General features: G+C 38.9%; 9 protein-coding genes. 3 read left to right on the top strand and 6 right to left on the bottom strand.

Annotated elements, in window-relative coordinates; genetic code table 11:
* Window positions 1-429: 429 nt before the first annotated feature.
* Together B7E04_RS08820 and B7E04_RS08815 are read right to left on the bottom strand one after the other, a co-directional pair.
* A complete protein-coding gene (locus tag B7E04_RS08820) occupies window positions 430-1,176 on the bottom strand; it encodes a glycerophosphodiester phosphodiesterase family protein (RefSeq protein ID WP_080778313.1) in 747 nt (248 codons plus the stop codon).
* Window positions 1,177-1,236: 60 nt separating this feature from the next.
* A complete protein-coding gene (locus B7E04_RS08815; RefSeq protein WP_080780630.1) occupies window positions 1,237-4,323 on the bottom strand; it encodes a TonB-dependent receptor in 3,087 nt (1,028 codons plus the stop codon).
* Between the two features lie 325 nt (window positions 4,324-4,648).
* Here B7E04_RS08815 and ligA point away from each other — a divergent pair, with 325 nt between their 5' ends.
* From ligA to B7E04_RS08800, 3 genes are all read left to right on the top strand, one after another.
* Window positions 4,649-6,655, top strand: coding sequence for an NAD-dependent DNA ligase LigA (ligA, locus tag B7E04_RS08810; protein ID WP_080778312.1), 2,007 nt, complete (start codon window positions 4,649-4,651; stop codon window positions 6,653-6,655).
* A 104-nt stretch (window positions 6,656-6,759) separates the two neighbouring features.
* Entirely contained in the window at window positions 6,760-9,345 is a 2,586-nt protein-coding gene (locus B7E04_RS08805) for a DUF7619 domain-containing protein (protein WP_080778311.1), read from the top strand.
* Window positions 9,346-10,454: 1,109 nt separating this feature from the next.
* A complete protein-coding gene (locus B7E04_RS08800) occupies window positions 10,455-12,923 on the top strand; it encodes a DUF7619 domain-containing protein (RefSeq protein WP_080778310.1) in 2,469 nt (822 codons plus the stop codon).
* 103 nt (window positions 12,924-13,026) lie between these two features.
* On the opposite strand, the gene B7E04_RS08795 is transcribed toward B7E04_RS08800, so the two are convergent.
* From B7E04_RS08795 to B7E04_RS08785, 4 genes are all read right to left on the bottom strand, one after another.
* On the bottom strand, window positions 13,027-14,460 hold the full coding sequence (locus B7E04_RS08795) for a hypothetical protein (protein WP_080778309.1): 1,434 nt from the start codon (window positions 14,458-14,460) through the stop codon (window positions 13,027-13,029).
* 25 nt (window positions 14,461-14,485) lie between these two features.
* The gene (locus B7E04_RS08790; RefSeq protein ID WP_080778308.1) at window positions 14,486-14,998 is read right to left on the bottom strand and encodes a hypothetical protein; all 513 of its coding nucleotides are present in this window, start codon (window positions 14,996-14,998) and stop codon (window positions 14,486-14,488) included.
* A gap of 16 nt (window positions 14,999-15,014) precedes the next feature.
* The gene (locus B7E04_RS22120) at window positions 15,015-15,188 is read right to left on the bottom strand and encodes a hypothetical protein (RefSeq protein ID WP_157884437.1); all 174 of its coding nucleotides are present in this window, start codon (window positions 15,186-15,188) and stop codon (window positions 15,015-15,017) included.
* A 210-nt stretch (window positions 15,189-15,398) separates the two neighbouring features.
* Window positions 15,399-17,111 (bottom strand): ATP-binding protein, encoded by a 1,713-nt coding sequence (locus tag B7E04_RS08785; RefSeq protein ID WP_080778307.1) that lies wholly within the window; start codon window positions 17,109-17,111, stop codon window positions 15,399-15,401.
* Window positions 17,112-17,113: the final 2 nt, after the last annotated feature.

Genomic DNA, 17,113 nt, shown 5'->3' with positions numbered 1-17,113 from the left:
GCAAAATTAAAACGACATTATGGGTATAGGTTTAACAATATTTTAACATTTATTAAAAGAATATTAAACAACATATTAACAAATCTTTAACAGACTTTAAAACCCTACTGATAAACAGTTGTTTAAAGAATTAAGGATTTTTAATTATGTTTTGTTCCCACAATCCCTTAATTTTATTGTCTTTTTTTGATAAAATAAAACAGAGGGCTGGAAGCCGGAAGAGAGAGGGCTGGAAGTTTTTTCCGTGGGCATAATAAAACATAATGAACAATTTAAAAAATGACTGAAGCTGTTTCTCTGTTACTTATAACTTCCCTCTTCCGGCTCCCATCTTCCCATCTTAGATTTAAATCATTCCACAAAAAAACCTGCCTCTATAAAAAGAGACAGGCTGTGAATTTTCAGCATTTGACTTTTTAAGTCGGTCTGTTATTTATTTTTTAACTGATCAGGAATATTGGTGGTAATAAAACCTATCCCCTGATCTTTCAGCTCCTGATATACCGCAACATCATTCACTGTCCAGGAATTGGTGATCAGCCCAAGTGCTTTGGCTTCAGAAATCCATGTCGGGTTTTTCTTAAACACACTGTAGTGATAATCCATTCCGTCCAGGCCTTCTTTTTTGATCTGCTCAGGAGACAGCTCTCCGTTCAGGTACTGCACTTTGAATTTCGGTTCCAGTTTTTTGATCTGCTTGCAGATGTTTAAGCTGAAAGAAATATATTCGCTCTGCCCTTCCAGCTTCATATCTTTGATCATTTTAAGGGTCTTTTGCGTGATCTCATTTTCAATTTCCGGGGTTTTAGCCGGTTTGATTTCAACGATCAGCTTCAAAGAAGAATCTTTTTTACCTTGCTTCAGATAGTCCTTCAGGGTAGGAAATTTTTCACCGTTAGACAGCTTCAGTTTCTCCAGATCTTTAAAAGAAGTTTCAGAGATCTCCATTTCACCGTGGTGCTCGTCATGGTTCACTACAAGAACGCCGTCTTTGGTCATTCTTACATCAAATTCAGATCCGTATATCTTTAATTTCTGGGCATTTTCCAAAGAGGCAATAGAATTTTCCGTTGTAGGCGGCTGAGCCTGGAAATAACCTCTGTGTGCGATAATCTGGGTTTGGGCCTTCATGATAACTGTGCTTAAAACTGCTAACCCTAAGATAATTTTTTTCATAATACAATGGGATAATTAAATAAAAAACTTAAAACGTTCGATAAAGGTAATGTTTATCTGTTAGAAACTGTATTTCGCTCCGATCTGAATCTGATAAGGGTTTCCTGAAAGCGGTGCCAGACCGCTGGTATTCTTAACATATTCAAACTGTTTTGTAGCCTGATTGAACTTGGTTACCCTGTACAAAGACATATTACCATAAGACTTGTTCACGCCCCACTCTTTGTTCAGAAGGTTGGCTACGTTGAAAATATCTACGGACAGCTCAAAAGCTCCTATTTTTTCAAACTTGATCTTTTTCGCAACACGTACATCCCATACTCCGTAGAAGCCATTTTTACCTCCGTTACGCTCTGCAATGGCATTGTTATATTTTTCAACATAATCTTTCAGTGCCTGTCCTACTTCAGGGTCGTTAAGAAGCGGCTGGGTGATGATTTCCGGGAAAATGTAAGCCAGGTCATTGGAATCCACGAAATCCCCGTTGATATTTCCTCCTGCAGTTACCGAGAAACGCGTTCCTCCGATCCCTGAATATCGTAATCCAAGTGTAAATCCTGCGATAGTAGGTGAGTTACCATACACTACAATTTTATTTCTGAACTGGTTGTCTGAATAGCTCATCCTCAAATCTCTCGGATCACTCTGAACCGGAGTGGAAAGGGTTGCAGAATTCGCTACGTTTCCGTTGTAGGAAGTATTGTCCTTGATATCAGACCAGGTATAACTTGCCGTGATCTCCCCATCTTTCCAGTAACGGTAGCTGGCATCCACCACGAATGAATACTGGTTCACTTTACCGTCACTCACAAGCTCAAGCACTCTTCCGAATTTTTTATTGATTCTTCCTTCTTTCCAGTCGATGCTCACACTGTTATTTGCATTATTGATGATCGTGGATTCAGGCACATACACTCCTCTTCCGCCTTCGTTGGCTAAAGTGAAAGCCGGGTTAGCCTTCATATTTCTGTCGTAGTAGAAGTAATTATTTCTTCCCAGTGCCATATATCCTGCAATTCCCGCTCTGAATCTTTCGTTAAAGAAGTGAGTGTAGGAGATATTCGCTTTATAAACGATTGGAATTTTTGCGTCCTTTCCTGTGTAATTGATGGTTGGGATCTGATATTGTGACAATGAAGGAACCGTTCCATAGTCATTTCTGTACGCCGGGAAATCAGGAGTCAGACCAATCGTGGTAGGATTTACATCTACTGTCGCGAGATGATTTCCGTCAAAAACAAGATTATTGATCACCATATAATTGTTGATATCGGAAGAGAAAATTCCGGCACCAAATTTCACAAAATCTTTATTCTCTTCGTTGATATTCCAGTCAAACTGGAATCTCGGCTGAACAACAAAAGATTTGATCTGGTTATCCGTTCTGATTCCCATCTCATCAAAAAGCTTCTGGTTGAATTCAGCTTTCGGATATCCTCCGTAATCAAATCTTAATCCGGCCATGAAATCAAGGCCTGTGGCTATTTTAGTCTGGATCTGCCCATACAGACCTGCATTCCAGATACTGGATTTCACAGACGGGTCATCTATCAAAGGCACCTCCCTGTAGAATCTGTAAGGCGTAAGGTTGTTGAAATTCGTCATTCCCTGAAACTGGAATCTTCCGTTCACCTCACTTCCATAGATGGATTTTGATCTGGTGTACATTAAGTCAACCCCAAAAGTGTATTTAATTTTATCCGTGTTGTAGTATAGGTTATCCACTACCTGGAATACATTATTTCTGAAACCTTCCTGAGCGAAACGATGTCCCCCGATCTGGATATTGGTTGCTCCCACACTGGAAACCACCCCTTCTACCACAGCTCTTGGAACTGTTTTTCCTAACTCGTCGTTCTGATAACTGTCCTGGAATGTATATAAATACTGCGCTTTTAATTCATTTGTGATATTCGGCCTGATATTCGTCCTTAATGTTAAAAGTAAGCTGTTATCCAGGTTTTTATCATTCCCGTATGATTCAAAGAAATTGATCGCGGTATTGTCTCCCAATCCGTTTTTGTTCAGGTCATACGTGAAATTATTTCGTAAGGTCAAGAGGTTTTTCTCATTGATCTGCCAGTCCAGACGAAGGAATCCTGCATCAGAATTTCTCACTTTATCAAAACTTCCGAATTGCGGCGTATTTCCTACACCATATTTTGATCTTGCAATATCCAGAAACTGATTAAGCGTCTGGGTGGTTGTATTGAATCTTTTCTCATCTTCCGGAGACTTGATGTCTGCAATGATCAGCGGTCTTGAATCCAGCTGGTGGTCCCAGGCAACAAAGAAGTGAAGTTTATTCTTGATAATTGGTCCGCCCAATGAAAACCCGAACTGGGAAGTAGAGAAATCGTTCTCTCTTTTATTTCCGCGGATGTCATACGGGCTGGAAAGCCAGTTGGTTCTTAAATATTCCCATGCACTTCCGGAGAACTTATTCGTACCGGATTTTGTAACGGCACTTACCGTTCCACCGCCGCTTCTTCCCAACGTTACATCGTACTGGTTAGTCGTGATTTTAAATTCACGTACCGCTTCGATGGAAATGGAGAATGGTGCACCGCTTCGGCTGGTCGTAGATCCTGCAGACGTTGGGTTTTTGGCCGTCATCCCGTCGATGGTGAAGTTCGTGGAAGATCCCAGCTGTCCGGAAAGGTTTCCTCCTTTTCCGCTTAACGGGGATAATTCGGTAAGATTGGTGAAATTTCTTCCGTTCACCGGAAGCATGCTGATGTTCTTCGCAGAAATAGCAGTAGCAGCTCCAAGGTTTCCGATCTTGTTTTTCAGATTTCCGGTTACCACCACTTCTTCTATCTGGTTCTGCTCGCCGCCTAAGCTCATATTCACCGTAACCTGATCACCGAAGTTCACGTTATAGCCTTCTTTTTTCTCCTCATTCACGATCACCGTATAAGGCCCACCCAGAGGAATTTCTTTAAAAATATACTCCCCTTTTGAGTTGGTCTCTGTCTCCGTCCTGAACCCTGTAGACTCGTTCACGATCGTTACTTTCACTTTTTCCTGAGCAGTACTGCCCAGCCCGGTTACTTTTCCCACAATAGAAGCCTGCGTAGTCTGCGCATAAGCCAGTGTTCCAAATCCCAAAAACAATAATCCTAGTACAATCTTTACTCTTCTCATCTCTTCCGAAATCTTTTTAATTATTTTTTTAAAGCCGTCAGGAACCTGCATGGTTTTATGTTACCAAATCATTCTGAACATACAGGTTTCTTCAAATTAGATGTGCAAAGGTATTTTGTCTTTCCCAGCCGCGTGTTTAAGGGAGTTTTAACAAATTTTCAATTAAATCACAACATAATGTTAAATTAATTTAAACAAGTGTTTTAAAATAATAAAAATCAATGCTTTAAATCATATTACGCTTTTTTAATTTTCCCATAATATTTTATTGCGGTATTTTTTAATGAAATTAGTTTAGCTATTTTTGCGTAAAAGATAGAAAGGAATGTCTGAAAATATACAGCAAAAAATAGAACAGCTCCGGAAAGAGCTTCACCAGCACAACGAGAATTACTACCTTCTGGACGCAGCTACCATCTCTGATTATGAGTTTGATATGCTTCTGGAGCAGCTTCAGGACCTGGAAGCGAAACATCCGGAATTTTATGATGAAAACTCTCCTACGGTTCGTGTAGGCGGAGGAATTACAAAGGTTTTCCCTACCATCCAGCATAAATTCAGAATGTATTCCCTGGATAATTCTTATGATTTTGATGATCTTGAGGATTGGGAAAAGAGAATCATTAAAACGATCAATGATCCGGTGGAATTTGTTGCCGAGCTGAAATACGACGGGGCATCCATTTCTATCCTGTACGAAAACGGAAAGCTGGCCCAGGCCGTCACCCGCGGTGATGGCTTCCAGGGAGATGAAATCACCTCAAATGTCCGCACAATCTCAGATATTCCTCTTACGCTGAAAGGTGATTTTCCGCCTCATTTTTTTATGAGAGGTGAAATTTATCTGACCCGCAAAAACTTTGACAAGATCAATAAACTGCGTGAAGAAGAAGGCCTGGATCCTTTTATGAATCCAAGAAACACAGCCAGTGGCAGCCTGAAAATGCAGGACAGCGGTGAAGTAAGAAAACGCGGCCTTTCTTCCGTACTTTATCAGTTCATTTCCGAAGATGTTCCTGCAAAAAGTCACTGGGAACTGCTTCAGAATGCGCAAAGCTGGGGCTTCAAGACTTCTCAGCAGGCGAAACTCTGCAAAACCATGGATGAAGTGAAGGAATTTATTAATTTCTGGGATACGGAACGTCATAATCTTCCTTTTGAAATTGACGGAATTGTTCTAAAGGTAAATTCCCTGCAACAGCAGAGACAGCTGGGCTATACGGCAAAATCACCAAGATGGGCCATGGCTTATAAATTTAAGGCTGAGAAGGTGGAAACCGAGCTTCAAAGCGTATCTTACCAGGTGGGAAGAACGGGAGCCATTACTCCGGTTGCGAATCTGAAACCGGTTCTTCTTGCTGGGACTATCGTAAAAAGAGCTTCTCTTCACAATGAGGATATTATTAAAAAGCTTGACCTTCATGAACATGATTTTGTGTATGTAGAAAAAGGCGGTGAGATTATCCCGAAAATTGTGGCCGTCAATACGGAAAAAAGAACGGAAGAAAGCAAAGAAATACAATATATTAAAAACTGCCCGGAATGTGGAACAGAGCTGGTAAAAGTGGAAGACCAGGCCATTCACTTCTGCCCGAATGAACTTCACTGCCCGCCGCAGGTTGTAGGAAGAATGATTCATTATGTTTCGAGAAAAGCACTGAATATTGACAATCTCGGAAGTGAAACGATAGAACAGCTGTACAGGGAAAGACTGATTGAAAATCCGGCGGATTTTTATGCTTTAACGAAGGAGCAGATCCTTCCATTGGAAAGAATGGCTGAAAAATCTGCACAGAATATTATTTCAGGAATTGAAAAATCCAAAGAAATTCCATTTGAAAAGGTGCTGTATGGGATCGGGATCAAGCATGTGGGGGAAACGGTAGCCAAAAAGCTGGTGAAAAATTTCGGTACGATAGATGAACTGAAAGCAGCTACGGTGGAAGAGCTCTGTCAGGTAGAGGATATCGGAGCTAAAATCGCTGTAAGCATTGTAGAATTCTTCCAGAACTCTGAAAACATTCTGATGATTGAGCGTTTGAAATCTTACGGAGTACAGCTTGAAAAAGGAGAAAGCACCAATGAAGTCCTGTCTAACGTTCTGGACGGAAAAGCATTTCTTTTTACCGGAAAATTATCTTTATTCACCAGAGAACAGGCAGAGGAAATGGTGGAAAAGCACGGCGGAAAAAATATTTCTGCCGTGTCCAAAAACCTCAACTTCCTTGTGGTAGGAGAAAAAGCCGGAAGCAAGCTTAAAAAGGCTCAGGACATAGGTACGATCACCATTCTGGATGAACAGGAATTTTTGGATCTGATAGAGAAACAATAAATTCTTTAACAAATAAAAAATAAACCATTGAGATTAGATTTCAATGGTTTATTTTTGTGCGTTTATCACTGATAAAAGAATAATAAACTAAATAAAACTAATCTATGAAAAAAATCTACTTCATCATTCTGATGATGTTTGTCGGTGCACTCCAGGCACAGATCCTTTCTATTCCCGATTCTTATCTAAAGTCAAAATTGCTGACGTATGGAACGGCCAGTAATTCAGGCGGGACTTATATCACCCTTGATGCCAATGGCGATGGAGAAATTCAGGTTTCGGAAGCAGCAATGGTTTATAAACTAAATATCAATGACCTTACCGATGCATTAACAAGTTTATCCGGTCTGAACCAATTTCCGAATCTGACTGAACTGACTTTAACCAATCCTAATTTAACCACCTACCATCTGGTTTTCAGCAATTATCCTAATCTTCAGATCATAAAATTTCTGGGAGGCCAGGCCGCCAACGTAACCATCGAAAACTGTAACGCCCTTACCCTGGCGCATCTGGGAGCTCATGGAAATATCATCAATATCCAGAATACGGCTGTTCAGGAAATTAAGCTGAATAATGTCAATGGCGTGAATATTTCAGCCACACCAGGCCTTAAAAAATTCTCTTTATCGGGTTCGACCCTGACATCTTTAAATCTGAGCAACCTTCCTTCGCTTGAAGAAGTAAGGGTCACTGAAAACCCGTCCCTGACCAGTATTAATTTTGCAGGCGATGTAGGTTTAAAAAAACTGGAATTATTCCGTAATAAACTAAGCAGCCTTAATGTCCCTAATCCTTCTCTGGTTACTTACTTAAGCATATCCACCAATCTCTTCCAGACTTTTGATCCTTCGCCATACACAGGACTGCTTGACTTTTACGCGCATGAAAACCAACTTACAAGTTTGAATTTTAGCGCCAATCCTTTGCTTTATCAACTTACGATCAATAATAATTTACTTTCAAACTTAACGTTCAATAACAATAATAATCTGCTGTATATCTATGCCGGTAATAATCAGCTGCAAAATATAGCCTTTAATCAGATTCCTTATATAAAAGGAATCCAGCTTCACAATAACCAGTTTACCAATCTTGATTTTACCCAAAATTCCCAGCTGATTTCATTTGACTGTTCCGATAACATTAATCTGAAGACACTGTTGATGAAAAACGGTAAGGAAATCTTTAACGGGCAGGGATCGGCGAGTGCGTTTGCCAATACACCACAGCTGCAGTACATTTGTATAGATCCGGGGGAAATTTATGCAGTAAATGCGTTGTTAACCCAATACAATCAGACGAATGTGGTGGTGAATTCTTACTGCACCTTCACACCCGGCGGTAATTCTTCCCTGGTTCAGGGTACAACAAGGCTGGACAGCAACGGAAACGGATGTGACAGCAGTGATCCTTCGAAACCTTTCCAGAAATTCAGTGTTTTAACGTATGGATCAGGATTTTCAACCACAATAGCCAACGGAAGCGGTTCTCATCAGATGTACCTTCCGGCAACCACCAATATCATCACACCTGTTTTGGAAAATCCGTCGTATTTTACGGTTTCACCGGCTTCATCAACGGTTAATTTCCCAAGCCAACCAGCTCTGTTTACTCAGAATTTCTGCCTTGCAGCGAATGGAACCCATCATGATCTGGAAACGTTCATTATTCCGTTTACGATTGCCCGTCCCGGCTTTGATTCCAAATATAAAATCATTTACAAAAACAAAGGAACATCGGTACAATCCGGAAGCCTTAGTTTCAGTTACAATCATAATGTCATGAATTATCTGAGTTCAAGCCTAGTTCCGAATTCATCATCCCCGGGAACCCTTAACTGGAATTTCAGTAATCTGCAGCCTTTTGAAACGAGAGAAATAACGGTAACGGTACATTTAAATACACCGACACAAACACCGCCTCTGACCAGCGGGTCTATACTTCCCTACCATGCACAAATCAACGGAGCTTCGGACGATACTCCGGCAGATAATGCATTTACGTTAAATCAAACGGTTGTTAATTCTTTTGACCCGAATGATAAAACATGCCTGCAGGGAACTTCAATTTCTCAGGCGAAAGTTGGAGATTACGTTCATTACCTGATCCGGTTTGAAAATACGGGAACTGCCAATGCCCAGAATATTGTGGTAAAAGATGAAATTGATGCCACTAAGTATGATCTATCCAGTCTGGTTGCCCTTAACGGAAGCCACAATTTTGTAACCAGAATTTCAGGAAGCAACGCTGAATTTATATTTGAGAACATTCAGTTGCCGTTTGATGATGCCAATAATGACGGATATGTGTCTTTTAAAATTAAAACAAGATCTACTTTAGCAGCCGGTGACAGCTTCAGCAATAAGGCGGATATCTATTTTGATTATAACGCTCCGATCATTACGAACACCTACACAACCACTGTACAAAATGTTCTGGCCACATCTGAGGTGATGAATGTTAAAGATGATTTCAGTATTTATCCTAATCCTGTACAGGACATTCTTTACGTTAAATCCAATGAGGTGGTGATCAAAGCTGAGCTCTACGATGCATCAGGAAGAATCCTTACTACTACAGGGATAAAGAATAATTCCTTAAATGTTTCCAATCTCAAGAAAGGAAATTACATCATCAAAGTATCTACAAAGAGCAAAACAATGACTCTTAAGTTTATTAAGGCTTAATTTTTTAAGGCTTCAAATAATAATAAAAAGACTATCTCACTTTTGAGATGGTCTTTTTTTGTCTCTCGCAGATTAAACAGATAGAGCAGATTTTTGATGATCTATAAAAACTTTTGATTTTTTCTAAAACTTATGTAAACTTCTACGCATTCTAATATTAAACTTCAAATCACTAAAGTGTAAAAAACTTTTGCGCCTTTTGTAGCTATTTTTTATTTCCCACTGATGACACAGATTTCCACAGATGATTGTGCAAATTTTACGGCATAAAAATCTTTGATTTTTCTAAAACTTATGTGAACTTCTACGCATTCTAATATTAAACTTCAAATCACTAAAGTGTTTAAAAACTTTTGTGACTTTTGTGGTTTTTTTGTCTCCCACAGATGACACAGGTTTTCACAGATGATCAGGATAGATTTAAAACATTAAGATCAGTTAAGAGGATAAGAAAAGTTAAGAGAAAAAATCTAAAGATTTTTTTAAGCCATACCGCTTAAGCGCAACTCGAACTTAATATTCTTAAAAACTTAAATAAATCTTAATGGTTCTTTTTTTATCTCTCGCAGATTAAACAGATAGAGCAGATTTTTGATGATGGATTAAAATCTCTGATTTATCCAAAACTTAAGTGAACTTCTACGCATTCTAATTAAACTTCAAAATAACTTAAGTGTTTAAAAACTTTTGCGCCTTTTGTGACTATTTTTTATTTCCTACTGATAACACAGATTTCCACAGATGATTGTGCAAATTTTACGGCATAAAAATCTTTTGATTTTTTCTAAAACTTAAGTGAACTTCTACGCATCCTAATATTAAACTTCAAAATAACTTAAGTGTTTAAAAACTTTTGCGCCTTTTGTGGTTAATTTTTAATCTCAAATAATCCGGATCTTAATTTTCCTGTCAGGATTATTTTCCGTTTTTATCATTCAATACTGCAGAAAATTTAGATTGAATAAAATTAATATAAAATCAACATTTCAATAAATTAATTAAACAAAAACAAATAAAATAAAAATTATATAAAATAATAAAAACTAAAAAGTAATTATTTTTCGTAATATAATTTTTTATATATTTATCAGAACAAATATCACTTAACCATGAAAAAACTCTACTTTTTTGTGCTCTTTATGGCGCACTTATCTGTCGTAGCGCAGATTGTAAACATTCCGGATCTTCAGTTTAAGACTAAACTTCTTTCCGGAACTGCTACCAACCACATCACCCAGGATCTTGCAGGCAACTGGATCGCCATGGACCTTAATAATGACGGGGAAATCCAGCTTTCTGAAGCCGCCAATATCAGGGATATTACCATTTACAGTTCAAACGGAAACCCTTTTCAGATTTCTTCCATTGAAGGGGTAAAATCTTTCACCAATCTGGAATATCTGGATGTTTCCGACTCTCCGGGTCTTCTTTCAGTAGATGTTAGCGGTATGCAAAACCTAAAGCTGGTGAGCTTCGAGAATAACATTAATATGACCTCTGCGAATTTTACAGGCTGTCCTGTCCTGGAAAATATTAATGTTTCCAATTCCGCTATTGTGAATCTTGATATTTCAAATCTTCCCAAAATGAATATCCTGACTTGTAACGGCGGAAAACTGCAAACGATCAACTACGCAGGAAGCACTACAATGAAATATCTTCTCATCAGCTACAATGAAATCACCAGTATTGATGTAAGTTCGCTGGTGGATCTGTACAGCTTTAATATTACGGGAAATGCATTAACGAGTCTTGACTTAACTAATCTGACAAAGCTTGAAACCCTGAACTGCCCGGCCAATCAGCTTACTTCAATTATTCTCCAGAATACTCCAAAATTAAAATATCTGGAAGCCAGTTTTAATAATCTGTCTACATTAAATTTAAGCCAAACTCCTGCTTTAAATTATCTGAGAATCATCAACAACCAGCTGACAAGCATCGATCTTTCGGCGGTTCCTGCGTTGCAGACGCTTTTCCTTAACAACAATCAGCTGACTTCTCTTGATATCAGCCATAACACGATACTGAACTCATTCAATGCTCCTAACAACAATTTACAGAATATCTTTATAAAAAACGGCAGAATGACGTCGGGTTTATATCAGAACAACCCCAATTTAAGCTATATCTGCTGTGATGATTCGGAAATTAACAATACGATCAGCCAAAATGCGCTCTTCGGATATAATAATGTAACAGTAAATTCTTATTGTTCCTTCACTCCGGGCGGAACTTTCTATACCATCAAAGGGAATACAAAATATGACCTTAACGGAAACAGCTGTGATCCAACAGATCCGAATAAGGCATTTCAAAAATTCACTGTTACAGGTGGCGGAATTACGGGAAGTATAATCGGTAATGGTGCAGGAGACTACTCCATTCCGGTGCAGGCAGGAGCCCATACCATCACTCCGGTTCTTGAAAACCCGGCTTATTTCAGTATATCGCCGGCTTCTTTTACAGCCACCTTCCCGACGATGACCAGTCCACTGACCCAGAATTTCTGTATTACGGCGAATGGTTCCCATCCGGACCTTGAAATTGTCATCATCCCGCTGGACTCTGCTGTTCCGGGATTTAATTCAGATTATAAGATTGTTTATAAAAATAAAGGAACAACCATGCAGTCCGGAACTGTTGGATTCCTTTACAATGACAGCCTTATGGATTTCGTAAGCTCTACCGTAACGCCTGATGCACAATCTACCGGAAACCTGACCTGGAATTTTACGGGACTTGCTCCTTTCGAAACCAGAGAAATCAAGGTGAAACTGGAGCTGAATACCCCTACCGACACTCCACCGGTAAACGATGGTGATGTTCTGCATTATACAGCACAGATCACCGGAGCAACAGATGATACACCGGCTGACAATACATTTACCCTGAACCAAACGGTCGTAAACTCCCTGGATCCGAATGATAAGACCTGTCTGGAAGGAACCATGATTGCACAGACACAGGTGGGAGATTACGTTCATTACCTGATCCGCTTTGAAAATAAGGGTACGGCCAATGCCAGAAATATTGTGGTGAAAGATGTGATTGATCCTTCAAAATTTGAAATTTCCACATTGACCCCTTTACATGCAAGCCACAGTTTTGTAACGAGAATGACCGGAAACAATATGGCCGAATTTATTTTTGAAAATATCCAGCTTCCGTTTGATGACCAGAATAACGACGGCTATATTTCTTTCAAGATCAAAACAAAATCTACGCTGAATTTAGGTGACGCGTTCAGCAATACGGCAGACATCTACTTTGATTATAACGCTCCGATTATCACCAATACCTATACCACAACGGTAAGAAATGTACTGGCCGTAACTGAAACCAAAGGTAATAAAGATGTTGTGAGTATTTATCCGAATCCGGTAGAAGACATTCTTTACATTAAATCCGGTGAAGAGATCATTAAGGTTGAAATTTACGATGCTTCCGGAAGAATAATGAATACCAAAGGAGTAAAAGGCAGCTCTGTGAATGTAGCTGAACTGTCCAAAGGCAACTACATCATTAAACTGTTTACCAAAGACAAAACAATGATTCAAAAATTCATCAAAAAATAAACTAATAACCTGATCTATATCTGCAAGGCTGTAATTTATTTACAGCCCTGTTTTTTTAAAGACTTTTATGATTAAAATAATCCTGAAAATATTCATCTTTAGGTTATTCTTTAATATTATTTTCTTTCATGAAACTTCTGTATTTCGTTTCCCATATCGCAAAACTTTTAAACTCTTCCTTTCTCCCAACTACGATAGCCGCTCCGTCATTGAATAGTTTTTTATCACCCAGTGCTTTTACTCCATCCATTATGTTGAGAATACCATAGGCACTCTCATTATTTTTAATTCTGTCCAGAAGAATATCCTTATTTTGTAGTATCAAAGTATTGTCTTTCAGCTTTAAAATAAAACTGTCCACATCAAGGTCATCTATATTCTGGAGTGAATTCCTTACTGCTATTTCGTATGCGTTTTGGGAGATCTCTTTGGTCTTTTGCAGCAGCCTGACAAGCCTTAAAGTAGCATCAAAAGTCATATCGCCGGATACATAATCCATAACATGGCCCATATCATATGCATTAACAGCAATAATTTCAGCTTCTCCGGGTTTCAAAAATCCATCCAGCAAGAATTTTTCTGTCTCTGCCTGAGTATGGGTTTTCACATAATCATCCAGGACATTAAATGAAATGATCTTATCCGTGAGCCAAAGATCTGCCAGCAGCGGATAATTGAGTGTACATTTTCCCTTTTCAATCTGCTGATACAAAAAAGAAAGACATCCGTTATCACAATCCCGTTCCTTATTATGCTCCTTATTGTATTCAATAACTTTAGCCACTATTTTCTTAGCTTCTTCGCTGCAAAAACCGGACAAGGCAAACATAAAAGGAAATGATGACGAATCTTCAAAATGCTCATTCATAAACGGCAGAAACTTAGGATCCGGAAACTCCTCAATGGCGGGATAGGCCTCTGCTCCAAAGCTTTTGATCAGTTCTATATCATCCGGATTTTTATATTTGGCGAGACTGGTCAGCAACAAAGGTGATTTTGTATCCGTAACCAGCTTCCTGATTTTGCCGTAGTCATCAGTGTTGACCGATAAGCCGTAGCTCAAAGCTTCCAACAGCTCTTTATTAACAGGCCTGGCATTCAAAGCAAGGGATATCATGTCCCGTTGCAGAATTTCTTTCTCTTTTTCAGAAAAATTATCGCCGAAAGAAACAACTTCATAAATATGACTATCTAAAAGATAATAACTGGCAAGACAAGTTGTTCTATAAGTTATTTTCTCTTTTGCATAAAGATTCTTTTTAAAGGCTTCCAACAGCTCCTTGCCTTTTCCCTTTTTCGCCAGAGCATTGACAGCCATTGCTTTTATATAGACGTTCCGGCCTTTTCCTGTTAAAAAAACAAGTTCCTCAGGAGAAGCTTCTTTATAAAGCTGTTCTTCAATCTTTTTCTCTTGTTCATTCTCGCCGAAGGAACGATATTTTTCAACAGGTTTAATAATGGCAGCCGTTCTTTTGGAAACCTGAGAACTGGCGCAGAAAAAAAAGAGGAGTAATAGCAGACTTATTGGTCTTTTCATGGAATGGTTTTGCTGTTGTGTAAATTTAATCTATTTTGCCTGATACAGCTTCATTCTGTTGATTAAAATCTCTAAGTTTTGTCTGCAGCAGATCCAACAACACTTTTGTTTTGACATTTAAAATATCAGCCTGTATAAATTGCTGGTTGAAAAGTGAAGACTTACCTCCTTTTCCATTTTGATCAGCAGGCTTTAAAACGATAAAAATATGTTCGGTTGTTTTAATTCCCCGGTGTCTTGTGCCTGATACATAAAATGATACAATATCACCAAAACCAACTGAAACCGGCTTTGCAAACATATGGTAAATAATAATCTGATGATCAGTGATAGTAAGCAGTGGCTTTCTTCGAAACAATAAAACAATGGAATAGATAAGACCTAACGAGAATAGAACAAAGCCCAAATTATATATAACTACCATAAATACAGAATACCGATCCTGATCTAGAGAAAAATACAGATAAACAAATACCGCAGAGATTACAAGCAAGATAAAGCTTGTCATTTTACTTGAATAGAAATGGTGTTCTTTCATTGCAGGCTCAGATATATCAAATCTCCATTTTAAAAATTTCCTCTATATCCTGATTAGCTTCATCCTCCGTAAGAAATGCTGAATTTTTGTACTCTTCCCGAGCTTCTGATATCCTATCTTTTTGAGATTCAGTCAGACTAAATTCGTTTTCGTTTAATTCAAAATCAATTTCCGGATCTGATGTATTCATCTTGTGTGATTTTGATTCAAATTTAAAAAAATTAACTTAATTGAATTCATAAATAACTATTTGGTTTACGATCATTTCAGGAAATTGAAGCTGGAAGATAAAAGTTATTGAAATCAGTGCTACAAGACGGTTTTATTAATTTCCGTGCCAGGCATCCTTGTCAAGGTTTAAAACCTTGACAAGGATGCGAAGGTAGCTGCATTAAACCTTTTAAACCACCGGCAGCCTGAAATAAAACGTACTTCCCTGGTTCGGGGTGCTCTCTACCCCTATTTCCCCGTTCTGCTTTTCAATAAAGTTTTTGGAAATAGCCAGCCCAAGCCCTGTTCCGTTCTGCTGTTCTCCCGGCACCTGAAAATAACGGTCGAAGATCTGGCGGTGGTATTTTTCATCAATTCCGCTTCCGGTATCGGTGATGCTGAACTGAACCATTGTATCCAATTTTTCTACCCTGATCTCAATTTTTTCATCCTGAAACGAATGCTTTACTGCATTGGTCAGGAAATTATTGATTACCCAGACGGTTTTGTCGAAGTCTGCATGAACGAAATCATCACCCGACAAATATTCCGTCTGGATAGAAATATTTTTCTGTTCGGCCAGCTTTTCAACATTTTTTACAGCGGCCTGTACCATCTCATTCGGGGAACACTTTTCAATGGTGAGACGGATGTTTCCGGTTTCTACCTGCGAAAGATTCAGCAGCTCTCCGGTGATATTCAGTAATCTCTGCCCGTCATCATTAATGCTTTTCAGCAGTTCTTTCTGCTGGTCATTCAGTTCTCCGAATTTCTGGTTTCCAAGGAGCTGGACACCCATTTTTATTGCTGATATCGGAGTTTTCAATTCATGGGAAATAGTAGCGATGAAATTGGTTTTAGCGAAATCAAGCTCTTTAAAAGGGGTAATATTCCGCAGAAGAATCACCTTCCCGATATACCGGGTCTCCTTTTCTCCGGTTTTTACAATATTGATGGGAACAATATCCTGTTCAAAATAATTTTCTTTGTTATCACGAACGATTTTAATAGGTTCTTTAACCGGGTGATCGATATTTTTAAGCAGCTCACGCATCAGATCATTATTGACAGCAACTTCATGCGCCGTTTTACCGATGATTTCTTCCTTACGGAGGTTCGTGATCTTTAAAGCCTCGTCATTGATCATGTAGATAAAATGATTTTCATCCAGCCCAATCACTGCATCATGCATATTGTTGACCAATGTTTCAATACGTTTTTTCTCCATCAGCTGTCTGGAAAGGCTGCTGCTTTCATATTCCTGCAGTTTTTCAGCCATGGTATTAAAAGAGTCCGCAAGGCTGTTGAATTCTTCACTTCCTTTAAAATGAACCCTTTCATTATAATTTTTAGCGGCGATCTGTCGGATACTGAAGGTCAGCTGATTGATCGGTTCAGCAATCGTCTGGGGCAAATTGAAAAGCAAAATAAAAGCAATCAGGAAACACACAGTTCCCAGACTGACGATCCAGAAAGTTGCATTTTCAGCTGTAATGATCGCGATATCACTTTTTCTTTCAATCCCTTTCATGTTCAGGGACATGATCCTGGCCAGATCTTCACGGATCAGTTTTTCCTTTTCCGGAGCAGGATACTGCAGATAACTTTTAAAATGCTGATTAAGGTTCTGGGTGGCTTCCTTTTCCCCGAATTCCGTAAGGTTTTTTTCCTGCAGCCTGTTGTATTTCTGAAAATCTGCGACCGCAACTACGCTGTCCGTACTTATTTTATCCAGCGCCAGCAGCATATTTTTTGAAAATTCCAGACTGTTATAATTGGCGGTAAGGATCTTTTCCGTGTCAGATTTCAGTTTATTGATATAGACGGACCCGATGACCGACATTAAAACGATCAGTAAAAATAAAAGACCTACGCCTAAGGTGAGTTTTGTTTTAAGTTTCATTA

The organism is Chryseobacterium phocaeense, from assembly GCF_900169075.1.
In the GTDB taxonomy this organism is placed as follows: Bacteria; Bacteroidota; Bacteroidia; order Flavobacteriales; family Weeksellaceae; genus Chryseobacterium; species Chryseobacterium phocaeense.
The sequence above is the reverse complement of the archived record's forward strand: the minus strand, read 5'-3'. Positions and strand labels throughout refer to the sequence as shown.

What these genes read in the sequence shown, in the direction of transcription:
- B7E04_RS08790 (WP_080778308.1), bottom strand. Translation starts at nt 14,998, where the DNA reads ATGAAAGAACACCATTTCTATTCAAGTAAAATGACAAGCTTTATCTTG.
- B7E04_RS08795 (WP_080778309.1), bottom strand. Translation starts at nt 14,460, where the DNA reads ATGAAAAGACCAATAAGTCTGCTATTACTCCTCTTTTTTTTCTGCGCC.
- B7E04_RS08820 (WP_080778313.1), bottom strand. Translation starts at nt 1,176, where the DNA reads ATGAAAAAAATTATCTTAGGGTTAGCAGTTTTAAGCACAGTTATCATG.
- B7E04_RS08800 (WP_080778310.1), top strand. Translation starts at nt 10,455, where the DNA reads ATGAAAAAACTCTACTTTTTTGTGCTCTTTATGGCGCACTTATCTGTC.
- B7E04_RS08805 (WP_080778311.1), top strand. Translation starts at nt 6,760, where the DNA reads ATGAAAAAAATCTACTTCATCATTCTGATGATGTTTGTCGGTGCACTC.
- B7E04_RS08785 (WP_080778307.1), bottom strand. Translation starts at nt 17,111, where the DNA reads ATGAAACTTAAAACAAAACTCACCTTAGGCGTAGGTCTTTTATTTTTA.
- B7E04_RS22120 (WP_157884437.1), bottom strand. Translation starts at nt 15,188, where the DNA reads ATGAATACATCAGATCCGGAAATTGATTTTGAATTAAACGAAAACGAA.
- ligA (WP_080778312.1), top strand. Translation starts at nt 4,649, where the DNA reads ATGTCTGAAAATATACAGCAAAAAATAGAACAGCTCCGGAAAGAGCTT.
- B7E04_RS08815 (WP_080780630.1), bottom strand. Translation starts at nt 4,323, where the DNA reads ATGAGAAGAGTAAAGATTGTACTAGGATTATTGTTTTTGGGATTTGGA.